Annotated in this window: 25 protein-coding genes and 2 tRNA genes; 9 read left to right on the forward strand and 18 right to left on the reverse strand. The window is 68.5% G+C overall.

Annotated elements, in window-relative coordinates:
- The 5 genes from JQS43_RS16080 to JQS43_RS16100 all read right to left on the reverse strand — a co-directional run bounded on the left by JQS43_RS16080 (position 1) and on the right by JQS43_RS16100 (position 5,016).
- Positions 1 to 846: a carbohydrate ABC transporter permease gene (locus tag JQS43_RS16080; RefSeq protein ID WP_239675210.1), complete on the reverse strand. Its 846-nt coding sequence runs from the start codon at positions 844 to 846 to the stop codon at positions 1 to 3.
- Positions 843 to 1,745: a carbohydrate ABC transporter permease gene (locus tag JQS43_RS16085; protein WP_239675211.1), complete on the reverse strand. Its 903-nt coding sequence runs from the start codon at positions 1,743 to 1,745 to the stop codon at positions 843 to 845. Before JQS43_RS16085 ends, JQS43_RS16080 begins: the two co-directional genes overlap by 4 nt.
- Before the next feature lie 76 nt (positions 1,746 to 1,821).
- A complete protein-coding gene (locus tag JQS43_RS16090) occupies positions 1,822 to 3,159 on the reverse strand; it encodes a sugar ABC transporter substrate-binding protein (protein WP_239675212.1) in 1,338 nt (445 codons plus the stop codon).
- A 60-nt stretch (positions 3,160 to 3,219) separates the two neighbouring features.
- Positions 3,220 to 4,278, reverse strand: coding sequence for a LacI family DNA-binding transcriptional regulator (locus JQS43_RS16095; RefSeq protein ID WP_239675213.1), 1,059 nt, complete (start codon positions 4,276 to 4,278; stop codon positions 3,220 to 3,222).
- A 165-nt stretch (positions 4,279 to 4,443) separates the two neighbouring features.
- Positions 4,444 to 5,016 carry a hypothetical protein gene (locus JQS43_RS16100; protein ID WP_239675214.1) on the reverse strand — a complete coding sequence of 191 codons (573 nt, stop codon included), beginning with the start codon at positions 5,014 to 5,016 and terminating at the stop codon, positions 4,444 to 4,446.
- A 98-nt stretch (positions 5,017 to 5,114) separates the two neighbouring features.
- On the opposite strand from JQS43_RS16100, the gene JQS43_RS16105 reads away from it, so the two are divergent.
- On the forward strand, positions 5,115 to 5,717 hold the full coding sequence (locus JQS43_RS16105; protein WP_239675215.1) for a TetR/AcrR family transcriptional regulator: 603 nt from the start codon (positions 5,115 to 5,117) through the stop codon (positions 5,715 to 5,717).
- 8 nt (positions 5,718 to 5,725) lie between these two features.
- Here the strand turns inward: JQS43_RS16105 and JQS43_RS16110 are convergent, their stop codons facing one another.
- The 9 genes from JQS43_RS16110 to JQS43_RS16150 all read right to left on the reverse strand — a co-directional run bounded on the left by JQS43_RS16110 (position 5,726) and on the right by JQS43_RS16150 (position 13,679).
- Positions 5,726 to 6,697: a bile acid:sodium symporter gene (locus tag JQS43_RS16110; RefSeq protein WP_239675216.1), complete on the reverse strand. Its 972-nt coding sequence runs from the start codon at positions 6,695 to 6,697 to the stop codon at positions 5,726 to 5,728.
- A gap of 2 nt (positions 6,698 to 6,699) precedes the next feature.
- Complete coding sequence (locus JQS43_RS16115) at positions 6,700 to 8,463, reverse strand: AMP-binding protein (RefSeq protein ID WP_239675217.1); 1,764 nt, start codon at positions 8,461 to 8,463, stop codon at positions 6,700 to 6,702.
- Between the two features lie 182 nt (positions 8,464 to 8,645).
- Positions 8,646 to 9,872: an RNA polymerase sigma factor gene (locus JQS43_RS16120; protein ID WP_239675218.1), complete on the reverse strand. Its 1,227-nt coding sequence runs from the start codon at positions 9,870 to 9,872 to the stop codon at positions 8,646 to 8,648.
- Positions 9,873 to 9,887: 15 nt separating this feature from the next.
- Positions 9,888 to 10,232, reverse strand: coding sequence for a YciI family protein (locus JQS43_RS16125; RefSeq protein WP_239675219.1), 345 nt, complete (start codon positions 10,230 to 10,232; stop codon positions 9,888 to 9,890).
- Between the two features lie 68 nt (positions 10,233 to 10,300).
- Complete coding sequence (locus tag JQS43_RS16130; protein ID WP_239675220.1) at positions 10,301 to 10,639, reverse strand: YciI family protein; 339 nt, start codon at positions 10,637 to 10,639, stop codon at positions 10,301 to 10,303.
- A gap of 34 nt (positions 10,640 to 10,673) precedes the next feature.
- Complete coding sequence (locus JQS43_RS16135; RefSeq protein WP_239675221.1) at positions 10,674 to 11,252, reverse strand: dihydrofolate reductase family protein; 579 nt, start codon at positions 11,250 to 11,252, stop codon at positions 10,674 to 10,676.
- Positions 11,253 to 11,382: 130 nt separating this feature from the next.
- Complete coding sequence (locus JQS43_RS16140) at positions 11,383 to 12,288, reverse strand: aldo/keto reductase (RefSeq protein WP_239675222.1); 906 nt, start codon at positions 12,286 to 12,288, stop codon at positions 11,383 to 11,385.
- 15 nt (positions 12,289 to 12,303) lie between these two features.
- The gene (locus tag JQS43_RS16145; protein ID WP_239675223.1) at positions 12,304 to 12,972 is read right to left on the reverse strand and encodes a hypothetical protein; all 669 of its coding nucleotides are present in this window, start codon (positions 12,970 to 12,972) and stop codon (positions 12,304 to 12,306) included.
- Positions 12,973 to 13,058: 86 nt separating this feature from the next.
- Positions 13,059 to 13,679: a TetR/AcrR family transcriptional regulator gene (locus JQS43_RS16150; protein WP_239675224.1), complete on the reverse strand. Its 621-nt coding sequence runs from the start codon at positions 13,677 to 13,679 to the stop codon at positions 13,059 to 13,061.
- Positions 13,680 to 13,802: 123 nt separating this feature from the next.
- Between JQS43_RS16150 and JQS43_RS16155 the strand changes: the two genes are divergently transcribed.
- Positions 13,803 to 14,663 carry an SDR family oxidoreductase gene (locus JQS43_RS16155; protein WP_239675225.1) on the forward strand — a complete coding sequence of 287 codons (861 nt, stop codon included), beginning with the start codon at positions 13,803 to 13,805 and terminating at the stop codon, positions 14,661 to 14,663.
- Between the two features lie 16 nt (positions 14,664 to 14,679).
- On the opposite strand, the gene JQS43_RS16160 is transcribed toward JQS43_RS16155, so the two are convergent.
- A complete protein-coding gene (locus JQS43_RS16160) occupies positions 14,680 to 15,039 on the reverse strand; it encodes a hypothetical protein (RefSeq protein WP_239675226.1) in 360 nt (119 codons plus the stop codon).
- 170 nt (positions 15,040 to 15,209) lie between these two features.
- On the opposite strand from JQS43_RS16160, the gene JQS43_RS16165 reads away from it, so the two are divergent.
- Positions 15,210 to 15,698, forward strand: coding sequence for a MarR family winged helix-turn-helix transcriptional regulator (locus tag JQS43_RS16165; RefSeq protein WP_239675227.1), 489 nt, complete (start codon positions 15,210 to 15,212; stop codon positions 15,696 to 15,698).
- 97 nt (positions 15,699 to 15,795) lie between these two features.
- On the forward strand, positions 15,796 to 16,170 hold the full coding sequence (locus JQS43_RS16170; protein ID WP_239675228.1) for a VOC family protein: 375 nt from the start codon (positions 15,796 to 15,798) through the stop codon (positions 16,168 to 16,170).
- A gap of 278 nt (positions 16,171 to 16,448) precedes the next feature.
- Here the strand turns inward: JQS43_RS16170 and JQS43_RS16175 are convergent, their stop codons facing one another.
- Complete coding sequence (locus JQS43_RS16175; protein ID WP_239675229.1) at positions 16,449 to 17,402, reverse strand: ketopantoate reductase family protein; 954 nt, start codon at positions 17,400 to 17,402, stop codon at positions 16,449 to 16,451.
- Positions 17,403 to 17,486: 84 nt separating this feature from the next.
- Here JQS43_RS16175 and JQS43_RS16180 point away from each other — a divergent pair, with 84 nt between their 5' ends.
- From JQS43_RS16180 to JQS43_RS16200, 5 genes are all read left to right on the forward strand, one after another.
- A complete protein-coding gene (locus JQS43_RS16180; protein ID WP_239675230.1) occupies positions 17,487 to 18,056 on the forward strand; it encodes a TetR/AcrR family transcriptional regulator in 570 nt (189 codons plus the stop codon).
- Positions 18,057 to 18,367: 311 nt separating this feature from the next.
- Complete coding sequence (locus tag JQS43_RS16185) at positions 18,368 to 19,171, forward strand: inositol monophosphatase family protein (RefSeq protein WP_239675231.1); 804 nt, start codon at positions 18,368 to 18,370, stop codon at positions 19,169 to 19,171.
- Positions 19,172 to 19,176: 5 nt separating this feature from the next.
- Positions 19,177 to 19,962: a hypothetical protein gene (locus tag JQS43_RS16190; protein WP_239675232.1), complete on the forward strand. Its 786-nt coding sequence runs from the start codon at positions 19,177 to 19,179 to the stop codon at positions 19,960 to 19,962.
- A gap of 252 nt (positions 19,963 to 20,214) precedes the next feature.
- Positions 20,215 to 20,505 carry a type II toxin-antitoxin system Phd/YefM family antitoxin gene (locus JQS43_RS16195; protein WP_239675233.1) on the forward strand — a complete coding sequence of 97 codons (291 nt, stop codon included), beginning with the start codon at positions 20,215 to 20,217 and terminating at the stop codon, positions 20,503 to 20,505.
- Positions 20,490 to 20,888, forward strand: a complete 399-nt coding sequence (locus JQS43_RS16200) for a type II toxin-antitoxin system VapC family toxin (protein WP_239675234.1) — start codon at positions 20,490 to 20,492, stop codon at positions 20,886 to 20,888. Before JQS43_RS16195 ends, JQS43_RS16200 begins: the two co-directional genes overlap by 16 nt.
- Positions 20,889 to 20,930: 42 nt before the next feature.
- Here the strand turns inward: JQS43_RS16200 and JQS43_RS16205 are convergent.
- Both JQS43_RS16205 and JQS43_RS16210 read right to left on the reverse strand, forming a co-directional pair.
- Positions 20,931 to 21,007, reverse strand: a tRNA-Ile gene (locus JQS43_RS16205).
- Between the two features lie 39 nt (positions 21,008 to 21,046).
- A tRNA-Asn gene (locus JQS43_RS16210) sits at positions 21,047 to 21,119 on the reverse strand.
- Positions 21,120 to 21,222 lie beyond the last annotated feature (103 nt).

The following is a 21,222-nucleotide window of genomic DNA, read 5'->3' on the forward strand; positions in this document are numbered from 1 at the left end:
TCAGCCCTTGACTCCGGTGGCGGCGACGCCTCGGACGAAGTACCGCTGGAAGATGAGGAAGATGATGACGAGCGGGACGGTCATCATCGCCGCGTACGCCATGATGTCTCCCCATTGGACGGGCGGGGTGGTCATGAAGGTACCGATCCCGAGGGGCAGCGGTCGCACGTCTACCCCGCGGGTTACCATCACCGGCCAGAGCAGCTGCCCCCAGGAGAAGAGGAACCCGAGGATGGCCACGGTGGCGTAGGCGGGTTTGGCCAGCGGCGCCACCACTGACACGAAGATCCGCACCGGGCCGGCACCATCCACTCTGGCTGCTTCTTCCAGCGAGACCGGGATGTTGAGGAAGAAGCTGTAGAAGAGGTAGATGAACAGCGGGCTGGCCACGAACGGCAGGATCTGTACGTGGTAGGTGTCGAGCCACCCCAGCGAGGCGCTCAGATAGAGCAGCGGCACCGCCAGCGCCTCGAACGGCACGATAATCAGCGCGATTACCCCGATCACGAGCAGTCGCTGGCCGGCGAACCGCATCCGCGAGAGCGCATAGCCGAACAGGCTGTTCACGACCAGCCCGAGCGCGACGATCGAGCCGGAGATGATCACCGAGTTGAGGAAGACTCGCGGGAAAGAGGCCCGCTCCACGGCGTCGCGGAAGTTGTCCAACCCCACCCAAGGGCTCGGGAGAAACGCGCCGAGTGAGTCGCTCCCGCCGAGCACCGCGTCGTCGGCTTTGAAGGCTGAGGCGAACATGTACGCCAGTGGGAAGAGGAAGAAGGCCGCCAGCACTACCATGATCACGTAGTGTCCGATATGGCCTTTCTGGTTCGCGCGAGCGTGGCTCACGATCCCTCCCTCCGTTCGCGCAGGAACAGCCGCTGAACCAGGGTCACCAGCAGGACGATCAGGAAGAAGACGACCGCGATCGCCGATCCCCGCCCGATCTGCTGCTGCCCGAAGCCGGTCTCCACCATCTCCAACATCACAGTCCGGGTGGAGTTGAGTGGGCCACCCGGCGTACGCGGCATGATCCAGACCTGGTCGAAGAGCCGGAACGCCATAATGGTGGTCACCGTGATCACGAAGATGAGGCCGTTCCGGATGCCCGGCAGGGTCACGTTGGTGAACTGCTGCCATCCGGTGGCGCCGTCGAGCGCCGCCGCCTCGTACAGCTGATCCGGCACATCCTGGAGCGCGGCCAGCAGCACGATCATCTGGAAGCCGACCCCCTGCCAGATCGAGACGATCATGATGGCGGGCAGGGCCCAGGTGGTCGAGTTGAGCCAGTCCGGCGAGAAGGCACCGAACGTGACCAGCTCCATCACCGCGTTCACCAGGCCGCGGGGGTGGAAGAGCAGCGTCCAGACCACCGCCGCGGCGGCCATCACCGTCATCACCGGCAGGAAGAAGACGCTTCGGAAGAAGATGCTGCCCCGGAGCCGGCGGTTGACCAGGACCGCCAACCACAACGCGAAGGTGGTCTGCACCGGCACCACCACCAGGACGAAGACCGCGTTGTTACGCAGCGCTCGCCAGAAGGTGGCGTCGGTGAGCACGGAGACGTAGTTGTCGAGCCCGACGAAGCGGGTCGGCAGTGGACTGATGAGCCGTTCGTTGGTGAACGAGAAGCCGAGCGCCAAGGCGAACGGTAGGACCATGAAAGCGGCCAGTAACAACAACCCCGGAGCAGAGAAGGCCCATGCGGTGGCGGCCTGCCCGGGACGCTTACGCCGAGTACGTGACATGAAGTGCTCCTCGCCTGTCCCGCCGGCCGACCGGAGCCGGCAGCGGCCGGGCCGGTCGGCCGGCGGGACAGGTCACTCAGGAATTACCCGGCTCCGGGTAGCCCTCGTTGGCTTCGATGTCGGCGTCGATCCGCGCCACCGCCCCGTCCAGCACCTGCTGGACATCGGCGCCCTGGACGATGTCGTCGATGGCGGCCGTCATGGTCTGGGTCATGGTCGGGTAGGCCGGGGTCACCGGCCGCGGCACCGCCACGTTTGGCGCCTCTGCCAGCTGATCGGCGAAGAGCTCCATGGTTCCGCCCGGACCGTAGAGGTCGGCGTCGCCGACCCCGGAGAGGGTGGCGGGCACTGCGGTGTTGGCGCTGGTGATCTCTGCGATGACCGGGTCCGAGATGAGGAACTCGATCACCGCCCAGGCCGCATCCGGGTCTTCGGCCGCCGAGGTCATGCCCCACGCCCAGGACCCCATGCCGGTCTTGCTGCCGGTGCCGAAGTCGGGCAGCGGCAACACGATCAGGTCGTCGCCGGCGGCTTCGTAGTAGGCGGGGTACATCCAGTTGCCCACCCAGGACAGCGGTGCGTCCTTAGCTAGGAAGTTGTTGTCGTCGGCGGCGTCGGCGTCGATCAGGCCGTCGGCCACCCACCGCTGGAACGTGGTGAAGGCGTCGACCACCGCCGGCGAGTTGAGTACGCCGTCCGCGCTCTGGTAGTCGGAGCGGTCGATCAGGTCACCGCCGGCGGACCAGACGATCGGCGCGAAGGCGTAGCTGAACCACTCCCCCTGCGACCCGTACCAGAATTTGGTGTCCAGCGGGTGGTCGTAGCCGGCATCCTGCAGGTCCCGCAGCACCTGCTCGGTCTCCTCCGCGGTCCAGGCATCCGCCGCCGAGGTGGGGATGCGGGCGTCCACCTCTTCCAGCGCCGACCGCCAGGCGAAGAGCCCGAGGCCGGAGTCGAAGCTGCCGACGGCCCACAGCCGGTCGGCGTAGGTGCCCTGCTCGATGATGGACGGCAGCAGGTTTTCCCGCTGCTCGTCCGAGATGCAGTCGTCGAGCGAGGTGATGGTGCCCGCCCAGGCCAGGTTGGCCATGTTCGGGCCGTCCAGGTCGAGCACGTCCGGGAGGTCGCCGCTGGCCGCGGCGGCGTTTACCTGATCGGTGTACTGCCCCTCCGGGATCATGGTTAGCTCGACGGTCAGGTCGAGCTCCTGCCCCCGGGTGGCGTTGAAGTCGTCGACGGCCTGGCGGTAGGCATCAGCCTCCGAGCCTTCATGGGCGAACATCGTGACGGTGCCGCTGTCGACCGTGCCGTCGCACGCCGCGGTGGCGGCTTCGGCGTCGTCTCCCCCGCAGGCCGTAGCCAGCAGGAGCAGCGTGGCGGTGGCGCCAGCCACCGTAGCTGCGGGACGTTTCATCGGGTATCGTCCTCTCTTGGTTCCTTCGTATGGTTGGTGGGACGGCTCGGCTCCGGTCGACTAACCGCCGACTGGACGAGCCGCGCGCCGCCGCCTGCCCGCGGCGGCGCTGTGGTGTGGGGGTGCGGTGGTCTGACGCGCCACCAGGGTGATGTCAAGCACGCACCGTTCGGCGGCGCGGCCAGGGTCGGCCCGCTCCTGCTCGACGATCCGGGCGGCCTGCCGTCCGGAGTCGACCAGCGGCTGCCGGATCGTGGTGAGGCCGGCATGCTCGGCGATCTCCACGTCGTCGAAGCCGATCACGGACAGGTCGTCCGGGACCGTCAATCCCTGTTCCCGGGCGGCTTCCAGCGCGCCGAGGGCCTGGGTGTCGGAGGCGGCGAAGATGGCGGTCGGTGGCTCCGCCAGCGCCAACAGCGCCCGAGCGTGCTCCCGGGCGGTCTCCCGGCCGTGCGGGCCGGTCCGCTGATACCCGGCTCGCTGCGGCAACCCTGCCTCGGCAAGGGCACGGAGATAACCGGCGTGCCGGCGCTCGCTGGCGGTGAAGCCGAACCGGTCGTGTTCCAGGTCGCCGATGAACCCGACCCGCTGATGCCCGAGTTCGAGCAGGTGGTTGGTGGCGAGCGCCCCGCCGGCCTCGTCGTCGATGCAGACCGTCGAGAGCCCGGCCGCCTCGGTGTCGACCAGCACCGGCCGCAGGCCGGCCTCATCCAGCCGGGCCCGCTCGTCGCTGGTGAGCTGCAGCGAGACCACCACCAGGCCCTCCGGGCGCAGGTCGCCGGCGAGCGCCCGGAGATGCTCGCCCTGGTGCTCCGGCAACTCCACATCGAACAGACTGACCGGCAGCCCGAGATCCCGGCAGGACTCCACCATCCCTTGCACCCGGGCGAAGGCGGAGGGATGGGTCACGAACGGCACCAGCACGGCGACCGTCGCGAGCCGCCCCCGGGCCATGCCCCGAGCGGTGCGGTTGGGCCGGTAGCCGAGTGTGGTCACGGCTGAGAGGACCCGCTGCCGGGTCTCCGCCCGCACCTGGCCGGTGTTGTTCATGACCCGAGACACGGTGGCGACCGCGACACCCGCCTGACGGGCGACGTCGTGAATGGTCACCACTGACATGCCCGCTCGCCCCCCGCCCTGTATCGCGACGCCCGCAGGATCACCGAGCGTCACCGGAACCGGTTTCTGAAACCGGTTCCCGTAACGTAGGGCACGCGACGGAAGAGGGTCAAGGCTCCGTCGGTAACGAGATGGAAACAGTCGGCCGGGCGGGCGATCCGCCGGTCACCCCCGCCGGCCGGTCTTCTCGTCGGAACCACCGAGCACCGGGCTGACCGCTTCGATGATCACGACCAGGCCGAAGACCGTCGCCATGAGCTGAAGCCAGTTTGTCGTCTCGAGCATCGTCACCGGGTCGCTGCGGTCGATCTCCGGCCGGCTGAACCACCACGGGTCCCCGTCGACCACGCTCAGCGCCACGAAGGCCAGGAACGCGAGGACATAGGTGATCTGCCGAAGCGCGACCCCACCCCAGCCGGTGACCGGCCGCCCGTCCCAGCGGCGGATGAAGTAATACCCCACCCCGAGCGGGGTCGCGAAGTACGCCACCAGCGAGATCTGGATCAACTCCTGGCCGCGGACCGCAACATCGACGAAGGCTAGTACCAGCGAGACCGCCCCCAACCCGACCACCGCCCGCATGGCGACCTCACTGGCCCGTTGCCGGCGCGCGAGGTAGCGGGTCGCGAGCACAGTCGCAATCAGCCCCCAGTACGCCGCGGTGAGCGCGTACAGGTGCGGCGCGCGGCGGACCATGTCGATCCCGTACTCGACCAGCGGCTCCAGATCGCCCGACATGACACCTCCCCTAGTACGGTGTACCAAACCACCCGGACGGCCAGACTAGCACAGCGTACTAGTACGCCGTACTAGCGGCTTGAGCAGTGAGGATGACGATGAGCGGACGACGGGAGCAGATCCTGCGGGCGGCGGGTGAGATCGCCACCGAACGCGGCATGTCGGCGCTGAGCGTGCGCGCGGTGGCCGACCGCGCCGGCATCGGTGCGAGCACCCTGCGGCACTACTTCCCGACCCAGCGGGCGCTCCTCGACGCCGTCGCCGGCTTGACCCTCAACGCCCAGCTGAGTGATCTGCGGATCACCGACCGCTCGGTGCCGCCAGCGGAGCGGCTGACCGAGTGCCTGGCTCAGTTCCTGCCACCGACTGACCACGACCGGTTGGGCCTGGAGCAGTGGCTCGCGCTCTACGCCGCCGCGCTTGGACCAGAGCGGACCGACCAGGCCCGGCAACTGCTGTCGGCCTTCACCGCCCACGCCCGGCACCGGGTCGATGCCTGGTTCGAGGTCCTGGCCGAAGAAGGAGCCCTGCCGGCCGCAGACCTCCCCCGGCACGCCACTGTGCTACTGGCGCTGATCGACGGCCTGTGCCTCCAACTACTGACTCCGGAGCCGGCCACCAGCCTCCGGGAGGTGCGGGAACTGCTCGCGGACGCGGTCGAACGGCAAGTGTTCGGCGGCCGCGACCCCGAGGCTCGCTAGGGCGCTCCTCAGAGGAGGTTCGGAATCTTCTGCTCCGCAGCAAGGTTCGCGCGCCGGAAGTACAGGGTGACGAAGGTCGCCACGATCACGATGAAGAGCGAATACAGCGCCGGCACGAGCAACAGCAACCCCAACTGCGGGTGCCCCTGGAAGCTGAGCAGGACGATGGCGATAGCGAGTGGACCGTTCTGGATGCCGGTCTCAAGCCCCACCGTTCGCGCGTTCATCGGGTGCAGCTTGATCGCGCGCGCGATCCAGTAGGCCACCGCGATGCCGAAGAGCCCGAGGCAGATGGCGACCAGGTAGACCTGCCACGGCGTCCCCACCAGCAACTGCCAGTTGCGCGGCACCCAGGTCACCATCAGGAAGACGATGAAGAACAACCCGAAGAAGCCGCCCAGTAGCTCCATCACCGCACCGATGTTGGGGCTGTAGCGGCGGACCAGCATCGCGAGCGCCACCGGCACCAGCAGGATCACCAGCGTGACGACGATGTTGGCGATCGGGATCTGCAGCTCCATGCCCGCCGGCATGAAACGGGTGCCGTAGAGGTGCAGCACCAGCGGGGTCATCACGAGCGCCCACAGCGTCGAGTTGGTCGTCATCATGACGCTGAGCCCAAGGTTGCCCTTGGAGAAGTAGGTGAAGATGTTCGACGTGGTGCCGGCCGGCACCGACCCCATCAACAACGCGCCCAGCGCCAGCGGGGCGACGAACTCCGACGGCAGCTGGAGGATCAGCCCGATCACCAACAGGAAGGCGAGCAGCGGCATGATCCCGAACTGGGTGAGCCAGGCGATGATCAGGCCCCACGGTCGACGCAGGGCGGAGACGAGGTCGCGCGGGGTCAGACCGGCGCCGAGCCCGAACATGATCACGAACACCAGCGCGATGAGCATGACCTGCTCGAACTGCGTGACCACCTGGTGGTCTGCGGGAGGCGGCTCGAACGCGAGCGAGAGTATTGACGGATTCGACATAGCTACGCTTCCTGCGACCCGGTGGTCGCCTCGGGCGTGGAGCCCGTCGTCCCGGATGCCGGCTTAGCGCCGACCTCCGTGCGCAACTCCTTACGCAGAATCTTGCCGATCGGGCTCTTGGGCAGCTCGTCGCGGTACTCGACGCTTCGTGGCACCTTATAGGGTGCCAGGTACTCGCGGCAGTGCGCGATGATGTCGCTTTGCGACGGTGCCGGCTCGTCGGCGACGACGAAGGCGCGCACCGCCTCACCGGTCTTGGGATCGGGCACACCGATGACACCCGCCTCCCGCACGTTCGGCAGGGCGGCGATGCACTCCTCGACCTCGTTGGGGTACACGTTGAAGCCACTGACCAGGACCATGTCCTTTTTGCGGTCGACGATCCGGAAGTAGCCCTCCTCGTCCATCTCGGCAATGTCGCCGGTGTGCAGCCAACCGTCGGCGAGCGTCTGCTGGGTCTCTTCGGGGCGCTGCCAGTAGCCCTGCATGATCTGTGGGCCCCGCGCCACCAGCTCGCCCGGCTCGCCGGGCGGGAGCGGGTTGCCGGCGTCGTCGAGGCAGCGGATCTCGGTCGAGGGCACCGGAATCCCGATGGTGCCGTCCTTGACGCTGCCACCGAGCGGATTGAACGTCAGCACCGGGGACGATTCGGTCAGGCCGTAACCCTCGACGATCGGCGTACCGGTGACGTCTCGCCAGTGTTCGGCGACGGACTGGTGCAGCGCCATGCCACCGGCGACCGAGGCCCGCAGGTGCCGCGGCGGGTACTCCAGGAACCAACGCTCGTTGAGCAGCGCGTTGAAGAGCGTGTTGACCCCGGAGAGCCACGTGATCGGGTAGTTCTCGAAGGCGCGCCGCAGGTTGCTGGGCGGCCGGGGCGACGGGATCAAGATGTTGCGTCCACTGCGGTAGTAGAAGCCGATCAGGTTCACCGTGAAGGCGAACACGTGGTAGAGCGGCAGCGCGGTGAGCACCGTCTCCTTCCCCGGCCGCAGGTGGGACCCGCACATCTCGAGCATCTGGAGGGTGTTGGCGACGAGGTTGCCGTGTGACAACATCGCTCCCTTGGAGACGCCGGTGGTGCCTCCGGTGTACTGCAGCGCGGCAACCGAGTCGAGCCCGATGCCCTCGAGATAAGCCTGGGCCTCCGCGCCACGTTCGAGTCGGTCGCGTCCCGCCGCCAGCGCCGCTTGCAGCGGGGTGTGCTCGACGGTAATGGGCGGGATCGTCCGGCTCCAGTAGCGCTGCGTGGCCCGGATGATGCCGGCGACGACCGCGGGGAAGAAGTCGGAGATCCGCACCGTGACCACCGACTCGATCCGCGTGGCGGGCAGCACCTGCGGCAGCCGGTCGGCGAACATGTCGATGATGACCAGCGCCCGCGCTCCGGAGTCGCGGAACTGGTGTGTCATCTCGGAGGCTGTGTAGAGCGGGTTGGTGTTGACCAGCACGCAGCCGGCCTTCAGGATGCCGAAGGCCACCACTGGGTAGCTCAGGCAATTGGGCAGCTGCACCGCGACCCGGTCGCCCGCGTCGAGCCCGACGACCTCCCGCAGATACACCGCGAACTCATCGGCGAGCCGCTCAACCTCGCCGTACCGAAGTGAACCGTTCATGCCGTTCGGCATACATTGGGTGAAAGCGACCGCGTCGGCGTCCAATGCGGCGGATGGCCGCAATAGTTCCGGCACGTTGCGGGCGGGTGGTTCGCCGATATCCGGCTGGGTCCCGGCCGGGTAGTGCTCGCGCCAGGGCAGCCCGTTCATGGTCGATCCTCCTCGGCGAAAAGCACGCTGGGGTGAGACGGCTGGGGATCCCGCTGGTGTCCCGGCACAGACCTGCTGGTCGGGACGACCACCGTGAGCACCGCCCGTCCCCTAGCGTCGGTGCCCGGAGCCATACTGCCAGAACAGCCGCGGGCGCGGGGGCCCGGCAAATGCGTACGTTGCTACCGCAGCTGGTCGCGGCGGCGGGTCAGGTAGGCGGTCTCGGCGGTGTTGCCCGCCAGCTCGATGGCGCGGTCGTACGCCGCGCGCGACTGCTGGCTGCGGCCCAGCCGGCGGAGCAGGTCGGCGCGGGTCGCGTGGTAGGCGTGATAGCCGGCCAGCGCATTACCGAGCCGGTCGACCGCCGCGAGCGCCACGTCCGGGCCGTCGACCTCGGCTACCGCGACGGCCCGGTTGAGGGCGACGACCGGCGATGGGTCGATGTGGACGAGCTGATCGTAGAGGGCGACGACCTGGGACCAGTCGGTGTCGCGGGCGTCGCGGGCGGAGGTGTGCACGGCGTTGATAGCGGCGAGGATCTGGTAGCGACCCGGCGCCGCTCCGGTGGCCAGGCGCTCGCGCACCAGCCGGTGGCCCTCGGCGACCAGCGCCGCATCCCAGGCCCCACGGTCCTGCTCAACGAGCGTGACCAGCTCGCCACTGGCCGAGATCCGGGCGGTGCGGCGGGCCTCGGTGAGCAGCATCAGCGCCAGCAGCCCGGCCACCTCACCGTCGTCCGGCAGGAGCGTACGGAGCAGCCGGGTGAGCCGGATCGCCTCCGCGGTCAGATCGGGACGTACCGGATCGAGGTCGGGGCCGGTCGCCAGGTAGCCCTCGTTGAAGACGAGGAACAGCACCGCGAGCACGCCCGACCGGCGGGTCGGGAGATCGTCCCCGGATGGCACCCGGTACGGGATGCGCGCCGCCTTGATCTTGGCCTTCGCACGGGTGATCCGCCGCCCCATGGCGGTCTCCTGCACCAGGAAGGCGCGGGCGATCTCGGGCACGCTCAGACCGCCGACCATGCGCAGAGTCAGCGCCACCCGGGTCTCCGTCGAGAGCGCCGGGTGGCAGCAGGTGAAGATCAACCGGAGCCGGTCGTCGTCGATGGGGCCGAGCGGCTCCGGCGGGGCGTCGTCGTACAACAGCTGCGCCTCCCGCTGCTTGTCGTCGCGCTTGTGCTCCCGCCGGAGCCGGTCGATGGCCTTGCGGTTGGCGGTGGTGGTCAGCCAGGCGCCGGGATTGGGCGGGACGCCGTCGGCCGGCCACCGGGCGACGGCGGTCGCGAACGCCTCGGCCGCCGCCTCCTCGGCGATGTCGAGGTCACCGAACCGCCTGGTCAAGGAGGCGACCACCCGCGCCCACTCCTGGTGGTGGGCACGGGTGATCGCCTCCCGCACGTCGGTCACGCCGCTGCCTGCACCTCACCTGGCGGTCGGGTCGGGTAGCACCTGGAAGACCTGCTGCGGGCAGCGGCAGGCCGCCGCTAGCTTTGCGGCCCACTCCAGCGCCGCCTCGTGCGACGGCACGTCAACGACCGCGAACCCGCCGATGTGCTCCTTGGTCTCCGGGTAAGGGCCATCGGTCACCGTCCCGTCGGGGGCCACCACGCTCACCACGTCGTGGTGCTCCAGCCCGGCGCCGAAGACCCACACCCCCGCCTGCCTCGCCTCCTGGATCACGGCGTGGGCGGCCTTGGCCGCATCAGGCAACTCCCCCGGAGGAATGACCATGTCGCCGTCGTCGAACGCGATCAGGTACTCCGTCATCTCAGCTCGTCTCCTCTCATGGCCTGGCCGCAGACTCGGGCAGGCCCTCACCCCTCCAACGAACGCCGCTACCCCGATGCGACACCGAGAAACGGCCGTACTTCGAGCTTCCGGTTGCACGCCTTCGACCCCTCGGCTGCCAACTCGAGCGCCACATCGAGGTCCGCGGCCTCGATGACCCAAAGGCCAGCCAGGTGCTCCTTAGTCTCGACGAACGGCCCATCGGTGACTATCGCCTCCGCACCCCGATGGTCGATGACGGTAGCCGTGCCGGGCGCGGCGAGGCCGCCGGCGAAGACCCAGTGCCCCCGCGCCTTGAGCCGGTCGTTGAAAGCATTGATGGCAGTCATCTCGTCCGGCGTGGCGAGGCCCGCCGAATCGTCGACCACCGAGACCAGGTAATGCATGTGAATGTCACTCCTATGATTCGGGTGTACGGGCTCAGCTGTGCAGAGTGGGCCGGTAGATGAGCTCCTGGATGTTGCCGTCGAGCGTCCGGCTCTCGACCAAGTCGAGGTCGAAGTCGGCCGCTCCCTCGAAGATCCGTTCCAGGCCGGTCTGACCGGTGATTACCGGAAAGAGCGTCACCTGGACGCGGTCGACCAGACCGGCGGCCATCAGCGCCCGGTTCATCGACAGGCTGCCGTGCGAGCGCAGCGGCACGTCAGACTCCTCCTTGAGCCGGGCGACGACGTCCACCGCGTCGCCGGCCACGACGGTCGCCTCCGGCCAGTCGAGGGGTCCCTGCAGCGTGGTCGAGACCACGGTCGCCGGCAGGTTCGTCATCCGGGTGACCCACGGGTCACGCACCTCGGACTCCTCGGTGCTCGAGGCGAGCATCTGCGTGAACATCCGGTACGTGGTGGCCCCGAAGACCATCCGCTGCTCCTGGCGGTACTGGGCGAGGCGGTGGCTGAGTAGCTCGGGGCCCTGCTTGCCCCAGTAGCCGGTCCAGTCACCGCCGGCGGCGCCGAAGCCGTCGAGGCTGGAGAAGACGTCGAAGGTGTAGCTAGCGGTCATGATCATCTCCGTGAGAAGGGTTGAGCGGGTGGGTCGCGGCCAGTGGACGGCCTCACCACTGCTACGAAGACCATTACCCCGATCCGACTCCGGCTCGCGGACTTTCTCGAGAAACTGGTCGCCGGGGGCGTCAGCCGCCCTCGGCGGCGTCGAGTAGGGCCAGTTCCTCCGGTGAGAGCGCAAGGGCGCCGGCGGCCACGTTGGCGACCAGATGATCGGGGTTGCCGGTGCCCGGGATGGCGAGCACATGCGGGCCCTGGTGAAGCGTCCAGGCCAGCCGGACCTGCGCCGCCGTCGCGCCGTGGTTGCGGGCGACGGCGACGATGTCCTCGCCTTCGGCGCTGCTGACCCCCGCCTCACGTCCAGCGCCAGCGATCGCAAAGAACGGCACGAACGCCACACCCTGCTCGCCGCAGCTGCGCACGAACCCGTCCTGCACCCGCCGGTAATCGACGCCGTACGGGTTCTGCACGCCGGCCACCGGCGCGATGGCCTGGGCTTGGGCGAGGTGCTGGGGCCGGACGTTGGAGATCCCAAGCTGGCGGATCAGACCAGCGTCGCGTAGCTCGGCTAGCGCGCCGAAGTGCTCGGCGATCGAGTCGAGTCCGTGTTGGCGCAGGTAGACCAGGTCAAGATAGTCGCGCCCGAGCTGGCGAAGGTTCTCTTCGACCTGCCCGCGCAGCTGATCTGGCCGGGCCAACGGCAACCAGCCGCCGGCGGGATCCCGCCCCGGGCCCACCTTGGTGGCGACCAGGAGGTCGTCTGGGTACGGTGCGAGCGCCCGATTAATCAGCTCGTTCGCAGAGCGCAGCGGGGAGAAGTAGAACGCCGCGGTGTCGATATGGTTGACGCCCAGGTCGACTGCGTGTCGCAGCACGCTGATCGCCCGGTCGCGCTCACTGGAGCCGCCGTCGGCGTTCGTGGTCAGGCGCATGGCGCCGAACCCGAGCCGGTTGACGGTCAGATCGCCGATCCGCCAGGTGCCTGCGGCGGCAGCGGTCACCGCGGTGCCGGGCGGCGTCGGATGTGAAGACAATGGATGGTACCTCCGTTAAGTCGGAGCGCCGTCGCCGCCGGTCCCGGCGACGACCTCGCCTTCGATGGCGCGCCGCCGCTGCGCGACGGCATCAGCCACCGCGTTCGCGAGCACCATGAGCCCCGGCAGCTGCAAGCCCGGGCGGCCATACCCGAGGTGTGCGACGGCTACCGCAAACCACGGCGCCCCCGGGCCATGCAGCAGGACCGGGTCGCCCACCTCGTAGCGCAGGACGAACAACCACTGCGCCAGGTCCCCTTGGAACTCCACGATGCCCTCGTGCCAGAAGCTCAGCCACTGGCCTCCGTAGTCGCAGAGCAGCCGATGGTTGGTGAGGATGGTCCGGACATGCGCGTGGTCTCGCCATTGGCCCGCGGCCTGCGCCTCGGCTCGACGCCGGGCCGACGAGTTCGCGATCATGTTCGCGGTCAACCCGGCGGCGACGAAACCCGCGGAGCCCAGTAGCAGCGTGCTGTGCTGCTGGTAGGTCACGTTCATGCCGTAGAAGCGGGCATAGCCGAGCACGGTGTCGGCGTACGCCACCTCGCCCGGGTTGAGCCGGACCGGGCCGGGTGGTAAGACCGCGAGGTCGCCGCCAGCGTGCAGGTGCTCGTACAGCTGGCAGGCGCTGGTCCAGCCCTCGTGCAGGGCGGCCTGCAGCGCCGCGTCCTTTTTCAGACCCACGCTGAAATGTCTAGCACGGCCCGGCGCACAAGGGCGCGGCAGGCGAGATGAGGATGTGCGCCGCGGTGTCGGTAGTGACTCTGGGCTCAGCGGCCAGGCTGGCGAGGGCGCAGGCCGTTTAGCGCGGTGGTGACGACCCGGTCGGCGTACTCGGCGGTGAGCGGCCCGGTGCGCAGCAGCCAACGGTTGAGCACCGGCCCCCAGACCATCTCCACCGCCACGTCGAGGTCGATGTCCTCGGCGAGTTGCCCGGCCCGTTGAGCGCTGCCCAGCCGTTGCCGCTTGGCCTGCTGCAACGGCCCCTCCAGCCGTTGCGCGTAGGCGGCTGCGAGCTCGGGGTCGTGGGCGATCTCGGTCGCCAGCGCGCGCATCGGCTGGTCGTACCGGGGATCGTTCAACTCGGCAATCGTGGCACGGAGCACCGCCGTCAGGTCGGCTGCCAGGTCGCCGGTGTCGGGCAACGCTGGGGGCCCACCGTCTGCGCCCTCGCTGAGCATCAGGAAGGCATCGAAGATGACCATCCCCTTGGATGGCCACCAGCGGTAGATGGTCTGCTTGCCGACGCTGGCACGCGCGGCGATCCCCTCGATGCTGAGCTTGGCGTATCCAACCTCCTGCAGCAGGTCGAAGGCCGCGGTGAGAATCGCCCGCCGGGAGGCTTCCTTTCGGCGGGCCGTGTTGGGCGAGGCTCTGCGCGGTGCCGTCATCTGCTTAGCCTACCAAGAGCGAGACGGACCGTCTCGTCTTGACATGCGGACCGGGAGGGGCCTAACGTTGGCGAGAAGCGAGACGGTCCGTCTCGTCTCGCGTTACAGAGGGAGTACCCGGTCATGCGCACCCCAGCCAGCGACAGCCCCCGTACCTGGTTCATCACCGGCGCCAGCCGGGGCCTGGGCCGCGCGTTCACCACCGCCGCGCTCGAACGCGGCGACCAGGTGGTCGCCGCTGCCCGCAGCATCGTCCCGGACGACCTCACCGGGCGCCACGGTGACCGGCTGCTGACCCTGCCACTCGACGTGACCGACCGGGCGGCGGTCGTCACCGCCGTCACCACGGCGATCGAGCACTTCGGACGACTCGACATCGTTGTCAACAACGCCGGCACCATGTCCCTGGGAATGATCGAAGAGTTCACCGAAGCCGAGGCCCGCAACCAGTTCGAGGTCAACCTCTTCGGAGCGCTCTGGGTCAGCCAGGCCGTGCTGCCGCACCTACGCGCCCGAGGCGCCGGTCACATCGTGCAGATCTCCAGCATCGCCGCGCTCGGCGGCTTCCCGAGCACCGGGATGTACAGCGCGAGCAAGTTCGCGCTCGAAGGCATGAGCGAGGCCCTCGCGATGGAGGCGGCTGCCTTCGGCGTCAAGGTCAGCATCGTGCAGCCCGGCGGCTACTGGACCGACCTTTACACCAGCATGACCTCCACCAGCCCCAGCGAGGCGTACGCGACGCTGCGCTCCGAACTGGAGCGACAATGGGCAGCAGGCTCGATCGACAGCGAGCCTCGGCTAGCCGCTGCGGCACTGCTGAAACTGGTCGACAGCGACGACCCGCCGCTGCGACTCCTGCTCGGAAGCATGGTCTACGACCTCGCGTTCGACATCTCCCGCCGGCGAATGGAAACCTGGGCAGGCTGGGAACAGGTCAGCCGGGCCGCCGAGCATGCTGTCCCGGCCACCGGCGGCGCACACTGACCAACGGTCGCAACTGTCAACGGCCCCCGCCGAACGGGTCGCCCGCCGTCTCGGTGGTACGGGACGCGAGGGCAGCCTCGACATTGCCGGCCATGACCGAGAGGATGCGGACGGTCTCCTGATATTGGTCCAAGGTGAGGCCACCCAGGACGACGGCCCGGGTCTGGTCGACCCGTGGGGCGAGCGCGGCGTGCGCCGCCAGGCCGGTCTCGGTCAGGGTGACCGTGCTGTTCGGCTCTTCGACCCAACCGCGGGCCGCAAATTCGCCAAGACCTGCCGCAGGCTGGGCCCACCGCCGGTCCAGAACGGGGCGAGTGCCCGCTCCAGGTCGGTGCGGCTGCGCGGGCCCCCGGTCAACGTGCTGAGCAGCTGCCACTCCCGGCGGTTGCTCACGAGATCGGCCAGAACCAGGGTGAAGTGAGTCTCGAGCAGGTTGTGAAGATGCTGGAGCCAGTATCCGAGCGGCTTGGGTGTGTCCATCAGCATGAGCCATTTTACTTGTAGCATGACAAGTACTTGTCTCTGATTATGCATGGAGTGATCCGGATGGGCAAGACCGCACAGATCGCCACCATTGAGGGCGCGCTCGTGGCGCTGCGGCGGGCGCAGAAGCGTCGCGCGTTGGCGCGACTGTCTCGGCGCACCGGTGAAGGCGCCCGCAGTCATGCGGCACTACCCGACGCCGTGTTCGAACTCCTCGACCTGCTGGCAGCCGCCGCCGAACAGGGCGAGAACCTCACGGTCACCGAGGTGGCCGCTCAACTCGACGTAGACCAACCACGCGCCAGCCGGCTCGCGGGACTCGCGTGGGAGGCCTCGCTGGTCCGGCGGGAAGCCGACCAGCGCGACGGGCGACGTTCGTTGCTGGTGCTCACGGCCGGCGGCCAGGACGTGCTCGCCCAGATCCACGAATTCCGCCGACGCGCCATCGCCCAGGCGACCAGCGACTGGAGCGACGACGACCGCGCGGCGCTGGCCCGCCTCCTGCCCCGCTTCGTCCACGACTTCGGTGCACTGACCGCACCCGACGACTGATCGGCACCGGCCGGAGCATCAAGTGCGCTCTCTCTGAGATCCGCGCATGTTGAAATAGGCATGCAATGGGGTCTCCGCCTGACTACCCTGCTTCGACATGATCCTTCGCCACGTCACCATCGATTGTGCCGACCCGTACCGGCTTGCGAGCTTCTGGAGCGAAGTGACCGGCTGGCCGGTCTCAGCCGAGGACAACCCTGGCGACCCCGAGGCCCTCATCGAGGCACCCTCACCCGTACCCGGCCTGCTGTTCATCCGGGTGCCTGAGGATAAGACCGTAAAGAACCGGATCCACTTCGACTGGATGCCCACCGAGCGGAGCCGTGACGACGAGGTCGAGCGGATCATCGGGCTGGGCGCCACGCTTCACGAGGACCACCGCAGAGCCGACGGGCTGGGCTGGGTCACGCTGCTCGATCCGGAGGGCAACGAGTTCTGTGTCGAGCGCAGCACCGGCGAACGCGGTCTCTAGCCAGCCTGGGACGACTACGGGGACTTGGTAAGGAGCAGCGACGACCCGCGCCCGCCTACGATGCGACCGCCGCGCGAAGCGACCGCGCCAGCCACCGCGCGTGCCGCAGCGGCGTGGGAGTCCGGTGTCTGGCCACCGACCGCACGAGCGCCGGCCTCGTCAGCCTGTGCCAAGATCAGCTCTCCCGCAGCCGCTCGACGAGGTCGGGATTGGCGAGGAAGGCGCGGCCGAAGGAGATAAGGAGGGTGAGGCGACCCGGCGGTCGGCGGAGCCCGCGGCTAGCCTGCCGCGGTGCCGGCGAAGTAGGGCTCGGCTGCCGCTAGGCGCGGTACCGCAACGCCCAACCGGCGCGCTTCCGCCAAGGTGTCGCGGCCGAACGCGCGCAGCTCCTCAGGGTTGGCGTGGGACTCCAGCGTCAGACGCACCGGCGCGAAACGTCCAAGCAGCCAGGCGAGTGCAGGTGCCGTCAGGCAGACGGGCGCCTTGAGGGGCAGCACGTCGCTTCGGTGCCGCCGCAGGTCGATGCCGCGGGCCTCGACGAGCGGCAGCAGTTCACGTACGGCGAGCAACATCTCGCGGACGTTGCGCGGCGCCCCGATCAACCCGGCGGGCGAGCCCAGCTTCAGACTCTGCACGTGCATACCCGCATTCAGTACGAAGTGGATCCACAACCAGCCGCGGAAGTCCGTCTTCTCCTGAAGCTTGAGCCCGGCCTGGCGGAATGCCTCGCGCACGACTCGGCCACGCTCGGTCGGCGGCTGGTCGAGGGTGCCGAAGAAGACCACCGGCAGGAGAGCCGCCCGCAGCACGCCGTCGTCACCGAAGCCGCCACCGACGCCGGGGAACCCCCAGGCCACCTGATCGGCGGGGAGGGGGTCGACCGCCGCCAGGGGCTCGACCCACAGGTTGTTGAAGACGAGTACCGTGGCGTTGCCGACGCGCGGCCCGAGGAAGGCCGCGGCGTCTGGAAAGCTGTAATGCTGCACGCTTACCACGATCAGATCGAAGTCGTGGTCCGGCTCCAGCGACTCACGGTAGGTCACCTGCCACCTTTCGGTAACACGTTCTCCCCGCAGCCGCCGTCGCGCATCCAGCAGCTCAAGATCGATCGCAGTCCCGTACGCCGCCGCGCGGCCGGGCCGGACGTAGAACTCAACCTCGTGCCCCGCCCGTTCCAGCGCCCATCCGTACGTCGCGGCGATCACGCCCCGGCCGAACATCAAGATCTTCATACGACTCCCCATGGCCTATAATCGGAGATAGCTTCCACTTGAAAATATGGAGACAGTTTCCGTTTGTCAACCTGGGGCTCCCTCATGACCACTGCCAAACCGCTACGCGCCGACGCCCGGCGAAACCGCGCCGCCCTGCTCGCCAAGGCTCGTGAGGTCTTCGCCGCGGGCGACTTCGACCTGCGATTCGACGACTTCGCCCGGCTGGCCGGCGTCGGCACAGGCACGCTCTACCGCCACTTCCCGACCCGCGAGGCGTTGGCCGAGGCGGTCTACCGCGAAGAGATCGACGCGATGCGCGACCGCGCCCGCGAACTGCAGACCACCCTCCCCCCGGAACAGGCGTTGACGACCCTCCTGCGCAGCATGGTGAGCTATCTGCACACCCATCAGGGCCTCGCCCGTGCGCTCGCCGCGTTCATGGCCACGCACTCGGGGGCCGTGAGCGAGGGCAGCCAGGCGTTGGGCGAGACCATCACGGACCTGATGGCCGCTGCCGCCGCGGACGGCGCCATTCGTGACGACGTGCGCGCCGGCGCCGTCATCATGGCCCTGCAAGGCATCTGCACGGCCTACGACCACCCGGACGGCCAGACCCACGCCGACGACCTCCTGACCCTCGTACTCGACGGCCTGCGCCCTGACGCGTCTTGACCCGGTCCAAAACCTGGGTGGTTGCCTGGCCAGCGCCCTACGGTGACGAGCTCCGGTCAGCAGATGCACGGTTAGTCGGCGCGAATCGGGTCAGACCCATACGTGCCTCTGGCGACGACGGCGCTAGCCCTACCTCCAGGCTCGTTTCGAGCAGCAGCCCGAGACCGGCAACCAGCTGCTGTTCGCCGAGACCCGCGCCCGGGGGCGGCGCCGGCAAAGATGCGGCAGGAGGAAGCCAAAGTGTGTCCCTGTACGAGGCGGGTAGACCCCCGGTACGTTCAGATCGTGGCCTGGGCACAAAGGAGCGAGCCGTGACCAACCTTGATCCGCTGCTCGCGATCGCGATCGAAGCCGCCTCAATGGCGAGCGAACTCATCCGCCAGCAGACTGCGGGAACCCTAACGCCGAAAGGCGACCGAGACTACGCTTCCGAAGTCGACTACGCCGTCGAACGCGAACTCCGCTCCTTCCTCGCACGGGCCACGCCGTCCATTGGCCTCCTCGGCGAAGAGGAGGGCGCTTCCGGGGCCAGCAGCGCCCGAGAGTGGACCCTGGACCCGGTCGACGGCACGGTGAACTTCGCACACGGACTACCGCTCTGCGGCGTCTCGCTGGCGCTGATGGAGGCCAAACAACCGGTGCTCGGTGTGATTGACCTGCCGTTCCTCGGCGAGCGCTACACGGCGGTACGCGGCCAGGGCGCCTACCTCAACGGCGAGCCCATCCGCGTCGGCGAGGTGTCCCGTCTCCATGACGCGATCGTGAGTATCGGCGACTTCGCAATTGGCGATCGCGCACAGGAACGCAACGTGCCACGACTTGCGGTGACCGCCGCGCTGGCCAGCCAGGCCCTGCGCGTTCGCATCCTCGGCTCAGCCGCCCTTGACCTGGCCTGGCTCGCAGCCGGCCGCACCAACGCCGTGGTGACGCTGTCAAACAAACCATGGGACATGGCTGCAGGGATCATCATCGCTCGGGAAGCCGGCGCAGTCGTGGTTGACGCGGACGGAACCGAACACACCGCAGACTCCAGCGCCACGCTCGCCGCGCCGCCGGCACTGGTCGCGGAGGTCGTGGAGCTGGTGCAGACCGCTTCCAAGCGCCCGCCCGGGTAGGTATTATGGCCTCGTTCCGGCTCATGCGGCAGACCAACCGGTCCTCCCGATACGCCCACGTCACCGTCGAGGTCGCTACCGCCGATCAGACCGGGGTGAACGTCGCGGCGGTGGTGGGCAACGAGCTCCGGCACGAGGCTGAGCTGGGCGCTTGGTGGGCTCTGCGGAGCCAGCCGGCGACCGTGGTGACCGTGACTAAGGTGGTCGTGACTGAGGCCGACACCAGCGTCGGCGATGTGTATGAGGCCACGGCTCGTGCCGTGTGGAAGAGCCTGCTGGTCGAGCATCAGCGCCGGTACGTGGGATTCAGCGACCCGCGGATGGTCACCGAGTGGTTGAGGAACATGGTCGGTCGGCGGTTGGACCAGGTGACCGAGGCCCGCCACTGGCACGCGGGACAGCGTGGACCGGACGCCGAGAGCCTGCTGCACGCGTGGCTGTTCTTCGACCACGCAGTCCCGATCGGCGTACACGGCCGGGGTGACCAGTTCCTGCTGGCCAAGGAAGATCCCTATGGCTCCTACGACATGGGGCCGCACGGGCAAGCCGAGGTAGGCCCAGCACAACACCCAGATGTGCTGTCCCGGTTCGTCGACGCCCGACTTGCAGACGGTGCCGTGATCGTCGGCCATCAAGGCGAGTGCAGCTCTGGCCTCGTGTTGCGCTTCGACACCGGCGACCTGACCATCGGCACGCTCGGCGACGAGTGGCTCCTGGCCCCGGGGGCACCGCCAGCCGCCCTTACCCGGCACAGCACCGTCGGCCCCTTCGTTCGCGGCGGCCATCGGTAAGTAAAAGCGTGCGCTGCTTCGCGTCTCCGCAGCCGGCGGCGGACCGTGGAGGCATCACCGCCGCTGTCCCGTTCTCCTCCGCTGCCGCTGGTTGTGCACCTGCCTCTCGGGCCGCTGGGTCGGGTGACTCAGTGCCGCTTCGATCGCGAGCCCGGTTGCGCAGAGCAGATCTTCACCGTTCATCGGACCTGCAAGTTGCAGGCTGACCGGTACCGGAAAGCCTGGTGACGGCAGGGGCATGGCGATGGCGGGATGAACGATCTGATAATCAGATACGCTAGCGGTATGCGGACCATGACAGCCACTGAAGCGTCCCGCCGCTTCTCCGATCTCCTTGACGCGATCGAGCGGGGCGAGAGCGTCACGGTTACCCGCGGCAACCGTCCCATCGCCGAAATCCGGCCGGCACATCGCCGAACGGGAAAGGATCTTCGCGAGGCGCTTGCCGAAACCACCCCACCAGACGAGCGGTTCGAAACGGACATCGCTGAGGCCACAGCGCTACTGACCTCCGACAGGACCGATCCGTGGGCCGCCGCCTGATCCTCGACACCAACATCCTCATAGCCTACGAACGCGGCACCATCGACAGAGCCGCTCTCGACAACGACGAGCTGGCCGTGGCCGCAGTTACCATCGCGGAGTACCGCGTTGGTATCGAACTCGCGGACACCGCGGCCCGCGCGGCCAGCCGTGCCCGAGCGCTCGTCGCGATCACATCTGCAATCGACGTGCTCGACTACACCGAGACCACGGCAGCGCATCATGCTCGACTCATCGCGTACGTACGGCGCTCCGGCACACCTCGCAGCGCCCACGACCTGATGATCGCGGCGCACGCCGCAGAGACCGACCGTCTCATCGTCAGCCGAGACGCGGCAGCTCGATTCGGTGACCTGCCTGGAGTTGCGGCGGCGCCAACCTAAGTCGTGAGAACGAGACGCGCACCGGGTCGCGCGGCAGGGCGTTGGTGGGGCGGGCGGGGCTCGAACCCGCGACCAAAGGATTATGAGTCCCCTGCTCTGACCTGCTGAGCTACCGCCCCGCCCGCTATCCGCGGCGCGGGCGCGGCCGCGGTGGGAAGCTCCCCCGATAGGACTCGAACCTATAACCTACCGGTTAACAGCCGGGCGCTCTGCCAATTGAGCTACGGGGGACCGCACGTTCAGCCGGGCAACGCCCGGCCGGACCCGACAAGCGTACCGGATGCCAACCGGATCGTCGCCACAGGGTTTAGAAACCCGGCATCGGGGGCAGTAC

This window comes from Natronosporangium hydrolyticum (genome assembly GCF_016925615.1).
GTDB classification, from domain to species: Bacteria; Actinomycetota; Actinomycetes; order Mycobacteriales; family Micromonosporaceae; genus Natronosporangium; species Natronosporangium hydrolyticum.

Excerpts from the sequence above, each read along its gene's own strand:
- JQS43_RS16085 (WP_239675211.1), bottom strand. The coding sequence starts at position 1,745 with ATGTCACGTACTCGGCGTAAGCGTCCCGGGCAGGCCGCCACCGCATGG.
- JQS43_RS16110 (WP_239675216.1), bottom strand. The coding sequence starts at position 6,697 with ATGTCGAATCCGTCAATACTCTCGCTCGCGTTCGAGCCGCCTCCCGCA.
- JQS43_RS16135 (WP_239675221.1), bottom strand. The coding sequence starts at position 11,252 with ATGACCGCTAGCTACACCTTCGACGTCTTCTCCAGCCTCGACGGCTTC.
- JQS43_RS16095 (WP_239675213.1), bottom strand. The coding sequence starts at position 4,278 with ATGTCAGTGGTGACCATTCACGACGTCGCCCGTCAGGCGGGTGTCGCG.
- JQS43_RS16150 (WP_239675224.1), bottom strand. The coding sequence starts at position 13,679 with ATGACGGCACCGCGCAGAGCCTCGCCCAACACGGCCCGCCGAAAGGAA.
- JQS43_RS16115 (WP_239675217.1), bottom strand. The coding sequence starts at position 8,463 with ATGAACGGGCTGCCCTGGCGCGAGCACTACCCGGCCGGGACCCAGCCG.
- JQS43_RS16170 (WP_239675228.1), top strand. The coding sequence starts at position 15,796 with ATGATCCTTCGCCACGTCACCATCGATTGTGCCGACCCGTACCGGCTT.
- JQS43_RS16195 (WP_239675233.1), top strand. The coding sequence starts at position 20,215 with ATGAACGATCTGATAATCAGATACGCTAGCGGTATGCGGACCATGACA.
- JQS43_RS16190 (WP_239675232.1), top strand. The coding sequence starts at position 19,177 with ATGGCCTCGTTCCGGCTCATGCGGCAGACCAACCGGTCCTCCCGATAC.
- JQS43_RS16090 (WP_239675212.1), bottom strand. The coding sequence starts at position 3,159 with ATGAAACGTCCCGCAGCTACGGTGGCTGGCGCCACCGCCACGCTGCTC.
- JQS43_RS16105 (WP_239675215.1), top strand. The coding sequence starts at position 5,115 with ATGAGCGGACGACGGGAGCAGATCCTGCGGGCGGCGGGTGAGATCGCC.
- JQS43_RS16155 (WP_239675225.1), top strand. The coding sequence starts at position 13,803 with ATGCGCACCCCAGCCAGCGACAGCCCCCGTACCTGGTTCATCACCGGC.
- JQS43_RS16125 (WP_239675219.1), bottom strand. The coding sequence starts at position 10,232 with ATGACGGAGTACCTGATCGCGTTCGACGACGGCGACATGGTCATTCCT.
- JQS43_RS16175 (WP_239675229.1), bottom strand. The coding sequence starts at position 17,402 with ATGAAGATCTTGATGTTCGGCCGGGGCGTGATCGCCGCGACGTACGGA.
- JQS43_RS16130 (WP_239675220.1), bottom strand. The coding sequence starts at position 10,639 with ATGCATTACCTGGTCTCGGTGGTCGACGATTCGGCGGGCCTCGCCACG.
- JQS43_RS16180 (WP_239675230.1), top strand. The coding sequence starts at position 17,487 with ATGACCACTGCCAAACCGCTACGCGCCGACGCCCGGCGAAACCGCGCC.
- JQS43_RS16165 (WP_239675227.1), top strand. The coding sequence starts at position 15,210 with ATGGGCAAGACCGCACAGATCGCCACCATTGAGGGCGCGCTCGTGGCG.
- JQS43_RS16100 (WP_239675214.1), bottom strand. The coding sequence starts at position 5,016 with ATGTCGGGCGATCTGGAGCCGCTGGTCGAGTACGGGATCGACATGGTC.